General features: G+C 29.2%; 8 protein-coding genes. 7 read left to right on the forward strand and 1 reads right to left on the reverse strand.

The genetic code is table 11. The features are described 5' to 3' along the window. The first annotated feature begins 59 nt into the window (after positions 1-59). From E6A48_RS08925 to E6A48_RS08955, 7 genes are all read left to right on the forward strand, one after another. A complete protein-coding gene (locus tag E6A48_RS08925; RefSeq protein WP_219709845.1) occupies positions 60-626 on the forward strand; it encodes a hypothetical protein in 567 nt (188 codons plus the stop codon). A 242-nt stretch (positions 627-868) separates the two neighbouring features. Then, positions 869-2,236, forward strand: a complete 1,368-nt coding sequence (glmM, locus tag E6A48_RS08930) for a phosphoglucosamine mutase (protein ID WP_219709847.1) — start codon at positions 869-871, stop codon at positions 2,234-2,236. 123 nt (positions 2,237-2,359) lie between these two features. After that, a complete protein-coding gene (locus E6A48_RS08935) occupies positions 2,360-3,133 on the forward strand; it encodes a CAP domain-containing protein (protein ID WP_219709849.1) in 774 nt (257 codons plus the stop codon). A gap of 16 nt (positions 3,134-3,149) precedes the next feature. Next, positions 3,150-3,560, forward strand: coding sequence for an ExbD/TolR family protein (locus tag E6A48_RS08940; protein WP_014933268.1), 411 nt, complete (start codon positions 3,150-3,152; stop codon positions 3,558-3,560). Between the two features lie 35 nt (positions 3,561-3,595). Then, a complete protein-coding gene (gene yedF / locus E6A48_RS08945) occupies positions 3,596-4,168 on the forward strand; it encodes a sulfurtransferase-like selenium metabolism protein YedF (RefSeq protein WP_219709851.1) in 573 nt (190 codons plus the stop codon). Between the two features lie 6 nt (positions 4,169-4,174). After that, positions 4,175-5,290 (forward strand): aminotransferase class V-fold PLP-dependent enzyme, encoded by a 1,116-nt coding sequence (locus tag E6A48_RS08950; RefSeq protein WP_219709853.1) that lies wholly within the window; start codon positions 4,175-4,177, stop codon positions 5,288-5,290. 12 nt (positions 5,291-5,302) lie between these two features. Continuing rightward, positions 5,303-5,521: a putative Se/S carrier-like protein gene (locus E6A48_RS08955; RefSeq protein ID WP_219709855.1), complete on the forward strand. Its 219-nt coding sequence runs from the start codon at positions 5,303-5,305 to the stop codon at positions 5,519-5,521. Positions 5,522-5,653: 132 nt separating this feature from the next. Here E6A48_RS08955 and E6A48_RS08960 read toward each other — a convergent pair whose 3' ends face one another. Then, positions 5,654-6,844, reverse strand: a complete 1,191-nt coding sequence (locus tag E6A48_RS08960; protein WP_219709857.1) for a cation:proton antiporter — start codon at positions 6,842-6,844, stop codon at positions 5,654-5,656. Positions 6,845-6,907 lie beyond the last annotated feature (63 nt).

Raw genomic sequence — 6,907 nt, forward strand, 5'->3', positions numbered from 1 at the left:
ATATAATATATTATACTAATTAAATATATTAATCATATTATTTATATAGAATTAAGATTATGTTGAAAAAGATAATAATATATTCATTTTTTACTGTTTTAATTTATAGTACATCTGGTGCTAAATTGTTTTCATATTTTCCAACAGATTCAGCATTGGGTTTTTCTTTAAGATTTAGTTTTCCTCTTCAAGCATCATTAGGAGTAACAGGAAAGTTTGAAGGAATACCTTTTATGTTTGGTGGAACATTAAATCTTGGTATATCTAGTAAAGGAGCATCTTGGTTTGGTTTTAGTGCCAGTGCCGATTGGTGGGGATATACAACTAGATTAGGTCAATTAGGTGATTCTGATGTAATGTTGTATTTAGGTCCTGGTGTAGAAGCTATTTTCAATTTTGCAACTAAGTATGTTAATATAGAAGCTGATTTTAGAATACCAGTTGGAATATCATTTATAGTAGAAAAAGATTGGGAAATATTTTTGCAATTAACTCCTGCGTTAAATGTGATATCAGTAGGAACTAGAGGGTTTGCCACATTTGGTTGGTATCCAGAAAATAGTGGTTGGGCATTTAGTGATTTCTTTAGGTTTTATGGAGATTTTGGCTTTAGGTATTGGTTCTAAAAGCGTATAGAAGTTTATTTTAAGACAAAGTATATCTTCCGATAATGTATATTATGTTAACTAGTGTATGTGCTTTTTTATTAGAGTTTATACCACTATATATAAATTATTGTTAGTTTTAATTCTATATAATATTTTTAATATTTTACTTCACAAAAGATTGTTGACAAAAGATTATTCATAAATTATCATATTTAGAAAGTTGATTTAAAAAATATAATAAAATTGGAGTTTAATAAAATATGCCAACTTTAAAAACAAGTATATCAGGAATTAGAGGAATTATTGGAGATGGTTTAGATATAAGCACTATAGTAGATTATACTTCTGCATTTGCATCTCTTTTTCCAAAGAAAGCAAAAATTTTAGTAGCAAGAGATACAAGAATAACAGGAGAATCTATATTAAATGCTGTTGTAGCTACCTTAATGGCATCTGGAATAAATGTAATAGATATAGGAATAACACCAACACCAACTGCGTTATATATGGTAGAAAAACTAAAAATACATGGCGGAATCATGATATCTGCAAGTCATAATCCTATAGAATGGAATGCATTAAAGCTTATAGGTAAAGGCGGACATTTTTTAGATGAGAAGGCTGTTAATGAGCTTATGAAGCTTTATGATAAAAAGGCTAAAAGATTTGTTAAGGCATTAGAGACTGGAACTTATCAAAAAATAGATAATGCCATAGAAGAACATATAAAACGTATTTTAAGATTTATAAATGTTGAAAAGATTAAAAAAGCAAATTTCAAAGTTGCTTGTGATTATGTTAACGGAACTGGATTATTTGCTACTCCTCCATTACTTAAAGCATTAGGAGTTAAAGAAGTTTCTATAAACAAAGAACATACTGGTAAATTTGCCCATGTTGCTGAGCCTTCTGCTACAAGCATGAAAAGTTTATCTGAGTTGGTAAAGAAAAACAAAGTAAATATAGGATTTACTCAAGACCCTGATGCTGACAGGCTTGCCTTAGTATTAGATGACGGTACTATAATAAGCGAAGAGTATACTTTAGCTTTATGTGCTAAATATTTATGGTTGTCTGGAAAAGGAAATGCTGCTGTAAATTTATCTACTTCTAGAATGATAGATGATTTAGCTAAAGAGAAAGGATATTCAGTTGACCGTACAAAAATTGGTGAGATAAATGTTTCTTCTCATGTTGTGAAAAATAAATTATATTTTGGAGGCGAAGGAAACGGCGGTATAATAGTGCCTGCTGTAACTCCTGGAAGAGATTCACTTTTAGGTATTGCTTTAATATTAGAACTAATGGCTACTACTGGAAAAACTATAAAAGAATTAGTTAATGAAATACCAAAATATGAAATAGTAAAAGAGAAATTAGAAGTTGCAAAAATTGATGAGAATAATTTCTTAAAGCAAATAAAAGAAAAATACAATAAAGCTAAAATTACAACTATAGACGGAATAAAAATAGATTTAGAAGACTCTTGGCTTCATGTTCGTTCATCAAATACAGAGCCTATAGTTCGTATTATTGCTGAGGCAAAAACTAAAAAAGAAGCTAAGGAATTAATTTCTATAGCTATTAATATGATAAAGGATAATAATAAAACTAAAAAAACTAAATAAAAAAACTTTCTGCTACCCTACTCTATTATGTTTTTTTATTTATTATGTAATTTATGTTTTTTACAAATTATAAAAAAATAGTTTTATTATTATAACAGAAAAATAAATTGGAGATAAACTACGATGAAAAAAATTAGTTTAGTAATGATTTTTATATTAATAACAGCTTTTGCATTACATGCAGATGTTATTGAAGATGAAGTATTTAGATTAATTAATTTAGAGAGAAGCAAGGTATCACTTCCTCCTCTTCCAAACAATCAGAGATTACATTCTTTAGCACTTTATCATAGTGATAATATGGCTAAAAATAAATTCTTTAGTAATACAGATTTAGAAGGTCTTGACTCTAAAGGAAGACAATTAAAATTATATCCTGAAATGGTTGGAAATATTACAGAAAGTTTCACAAAGTTAGATGTTATACCTTTAACTGATAAAAATGCTGCTGCTAGTATTGTTAAAAATTTAATGAATACACCAGACTACAAAAAAGTAATATTATCAAAAGATTTTAATGCTATGGGAGTTGGTGCTTCAAAGAGAGGTGTTGGAGTATATACAACTGTAACTTTAGCAAATATTATAGCTGAGTCTGTTAATTTTAAGTCTGAAGTTAAATATGGTGATGATATTACTGTGCAATATAGAATATTAAATAAAGCACCATTTACAGATTTTAAGATAGCTGTTGAAATGGCTGACCCTAAGGCTCAAATAGTTGGAGATGACGGCAAAACTTATGTTGGTAAAGTAATATATGATGTTACAGATGCAGGAAACACTGTTATAAGCAAAACATTTAAAGCAGAATATGGTAAAGGAGAATACAAAGTTTCATTACTTTATAAGGGTGAACATTTTTCAAGTAATACAAGAGTTATAACAGTTAAATAATAAAGAGAATAATACAATGAAGTTTAGACATAGGTTTACAATAAAAAAAGGTATAGATTTAACTCCTATGATGGATATAGTATTTAATTTACTAATATTTTTTATGATAGGAGCTACAATTATGCAAACTCCCCAAATAGAGATTAGTTTACCTAAGTCTACTTCAGCTGTAGGTAAAGAAAAAAATGAAACTATAATAATAACTATATCTAAAGAAGGCAGTATATACGTTAATGAAGAGGCAGTAAATGATATAGATGGATATCTTAATAATTTAGCAAAAGTTGAAGGAGAATTAGCTAAGCCTGTAGAGATAAGGTCGGATGAAGATGTTAGAACTCAAGTTTTAATATCTGTGATAGACAGTGTGAAAAATGCTGGTTTTACAAAATTAGGTATAGCAACAGATACTAAAAATAATAATTAAAAAAATTAATATAATAATAATTAGGAGTATTTTTTATGAAAACAGTAGATGCAAGAGGCGTTCCTTGCCCAAAACCTTTAATATTAACTAAAACAGCTTTAACAAATGCTAGTATTAATGAAGAGATTGAGGTGCTCATTGATGATGAAGTGGCATTCCATAATATAACTGATTTTCTAAACAACAATAAAATAACATATTCTAATAATGGAATGAATTTCAAAATAACAAAAAACAAAGAATTATCACAAAATGAATCATCAAAAGAAAAATCATCAGGTCCAGTAATCGCTGTAGTAGATAAAAAAGCTATGGGACAGGGAAACGATGAACTTGGAGAATTATTATTAAAAGCATTTTTAGGAGCTTTAAAAGATGCTTCTCCAAAACCTGAGGCTTTATATTGTTATAATGGTGGAGTTTATTTAGGAATTGATGAGCCTTATAAAAGTTTGTTGCAAGAGCTTAGAGATGCTGGAATAAAAATATTTTTCTGCGGAACTTGTGTTAAGTTTTATGAATTGGAAGGAATAAAAGTAGAAGAGCAAACTAATATGCTTGGTATAATAGAGGCTATGGCTAATGCTTCTGCTGTAATAAGAGCATAATTTTTTATGAGCAAATATTATTATTTCGATAACTCAACAACGAGTTTTCCTAAACCTAAAGAAGTTGCTGAAGATATGAGTAATTTTTTACTTAATATTGGAGGCACTTATGGAAGGGTAAATACCAAAAGAGGAAAATACACTACTGAAAAAATAGAAGAATGCCGAGAGCTTTTAGCGAATAGGTTTATAGGCACAAAAAATGATTCTAACATTGTATTTACTTCTGGGGCAACAAGGGCTGTTAATGATATATTAATAGGGTTAGATTTGCATGATACAAAAGTTTTAATTTCATCATTAGAGCATAATGCAGTACTAAGACCTATTTATCATTTATATAAAAACAAAAATGTTGAATATCAATTAATTCCTTCAAAGGACGGAGGGAAAATTGATATAGAAGCTTTATCTGAAATAGTAAAAAAAGATAAAATATCGCTTGTTATAGTTAATATGGAAAGCAACATTAGCGGAGTTATACAGCCTATAAAAGAGATAAAAGAAACTCTCAAAGATATTCCCCTACTCGTTGATGCTACTCAGTATATAGGTGTTGGAGATATATTTGCTGATGATTGGAATATAGACTATTTAGCATTTACTGGTCATAAAGGTCTACTTGGTCCCACTGGTACAGGCGGTTTTTATGTGAAAGACCCTAGTAAACTTAAAGCTTCATATTTTGGAGGAGGATATGGGGACGGTTTTGAAACGCCTTATAGTGTACCTGAAATATATGAGGCAGGTACTCCTAATACTGTGGGTATTATAGGGCTTTTGGCAGCATTAAAAAACAGACCATCATGGAATATAACAATAGATGATATGATAGACACTATAAAAAAAATAGAAAGCTCAAATAAATATAAACTAATTTGGTCTAGAGATAAATCTTCACAGGGTTTTTTATTTTCTATAGAGTGTGATTCTCATATGGCTGAAATTGCTCATAGATTATATGATGATTATAATATAGAGTGCAGATATGGTTTTCATTGTGCAATTTTAGCTCATAATTTTTACAACAATAATAATGGTGCTATAAGATTTTCTTTTTCACCATATACTACAAAAGAAGATTTAGAATATTTAGCTGATGTACTTATAAACAAATTATAGGATTTTTAATATATGACTAAAAGTTTTTGTTATTTAAAAACACCAAGGGATTTAATAAAGGCAGAGAAAATATTAGCAGATGCTGGTATTGAAGTAATTGTGCGTCCTGCCCCAGAGCCTATATTTGGTGTTTGCAATATGGCTATAGATATAAGAGATAATGACAAAGTATATATAGTTTCTCTGCTTGAGGCAGCTGGTTTAGTGGTATTAATAAAAGAAAGTGAATAATATATATAAATAAATATGAATAGTATGATTTAATACCAACTTTGTATTTGCACTTTTTGGTTCTTTTGACGAAGTCCGCACCGCGAGCTGCGGGAAAAAGAACCATAAAAAATTATATATTTTCACTATATACTATTCATGTTCTAGTAGCTTTTTGTAAGAAACTTCTATTGCAAAAGCTCCAAGCGGTGCTGTTATTAATATTGCAAGTACTGCTATTACAAGTATAATCTCTCCTGAAGCAAAACCCAACGATAAAGGAATAGAACCTATTGCAGCCTGCACTGTTGCTTTAGGACAATATGCTATCATAGAAAATATGCGTTCTTTTTTATTGAGTTTGGTTTTTATTAATGATACAAGAACCCCCAACATTCTAAATATTAAAACAGCAAATATTAATACAATTCCTAAAACTCCAGCATTAAAAGCATAATTAATATTTACGGCAGCCCCAACTAACACAAAAAGAATAATTTCAGCAGCTACCCAAAGTTTTGAATATTTTAATGAAAGCCTTTTTGATAATTCTTCTTTTGATTTTTTAAGATATGCTCCTATACTCATAACTGCTAAAAGTCCAGATATTCCTATAACTCCTCCAAATAAATTAGATACTGAAGTTTCTATGCTTACAAGTATAAATGATATGCTTAATATAATCACTACTTTTGCACTATCTCTTATATGAAATTTAGTAAAGAACTTCGATAATATAAAACCTATAATAATACCTAATAAAAGCCCAAATATAATAGAGGTAGGTATTTTTACAAAGTCAAGGTAAGATATATTTCCTCCCTTAACAAGCGAAGTAAAAGATGTAAACAACACTATTACAAATATATCATCAACAGAAGCACCAGCCATAAGCAATTGAGGTATGCTTTTGTTGGTACCGTATTTTTCGTCTATAAGCTTAAGCATTTTTGGTACAAGCACAGCAGGAGATACAGCAGCTACAACAGCCCCCATCAAAGCAGCATCTAATAAGCTAATATCAAAAAGTTTTGGAGCTATTAAAATCATTCCTATTATTTCAAAACTTGCAGGCACAAAGCACATTAATATTGCAGGACGCCCTACTTTTTTTAAGTCTTCTATATCAAGATTAAGCCCAGCACGAGTAAGTATTATAATAAGTGCCAATTCTCTTAAATCTGCTGATATTGAAAGTATGGAGTTATCTAATAAATTTAAACAATACGGTCCTAATATTATACCTGTGATTATAAGTCCTAAAAGTGATGGAAGTTTTAAAAGTGAAAATATTTTTCCAAGTATCATTCCGCATAAAAATATTAATGCCAAACTGAGAAGCATAAAACTAAATCCTTTTTAATTGTGTTATATATATTTATGTATTTTTGATTTATGAATTAGAGA

The sequence above is a fragment of the Brachyspira pilosicoli genome, assembly GCF_019402445.1.
Lineage (GTDB): Bacteria > Spirochaetota > Brachyspiria > Brachyspirales > Brachyspiraceae > Brachyspira > Brachyspira pilosicoli_B.

Bases quoted from the DNA above. Each gene is read 5' to 3' on its own strand.
- E6A48_RS08925 (WP_219709845.1), top strand. From the start codon at position 60: ATGTTGAAAAAGATAATAATATATTCATTTTTTACTGTTTTAATTTAT.
- glmM (WP_219709847.1), top strand. From the start codon at position 869: ATGCCAACTTTAAAAACAAGTATATCAGGAATTAGAGGAATTATTGGA.
- E6A48_RS08935 (WP_219709849.1), top strand. From the start codon at position 2,360: ATGAAAAAAATTAGTTTAGTAATGATTTTTATATTAATAACAGCTTTT.
- E6A48_RS08940 (WP_014933268.1), top strand. From the start codon at position 3,150: ATGAAGTTTAGACATAGGTTTACAATAAAAAAAGGTATAGATTTAACT.
- yedF (WP_219709851.1), top strand. From the start codon at position 3,596: ATGAAAACAGTAGATGCAAGAGGCGTTCCTTGCCCAAAACCTTTAATA.
- E6A48_RS08950 (WP_219709853.1), top strand. From the start codon at position 4,175: ATGAGCAAATATTATTATTTCGATAACTCAACAACGAGTTTTCCTAAA.
- E6A48_RS08955 (WP_219709855.1), top strand. From the start codon at position 5,303: ATGACTAAAAGTTTTTGTTATTTAAAAACACCAAGGGATTTAATAAAG.
- E6A48_RS08960 (WP_219709857.1), bottom strand. From the start codon at position 6,844: ATGCTTCTCAGTTTGGCATTAATATTTTTATGCGGAATGATACTTGGA.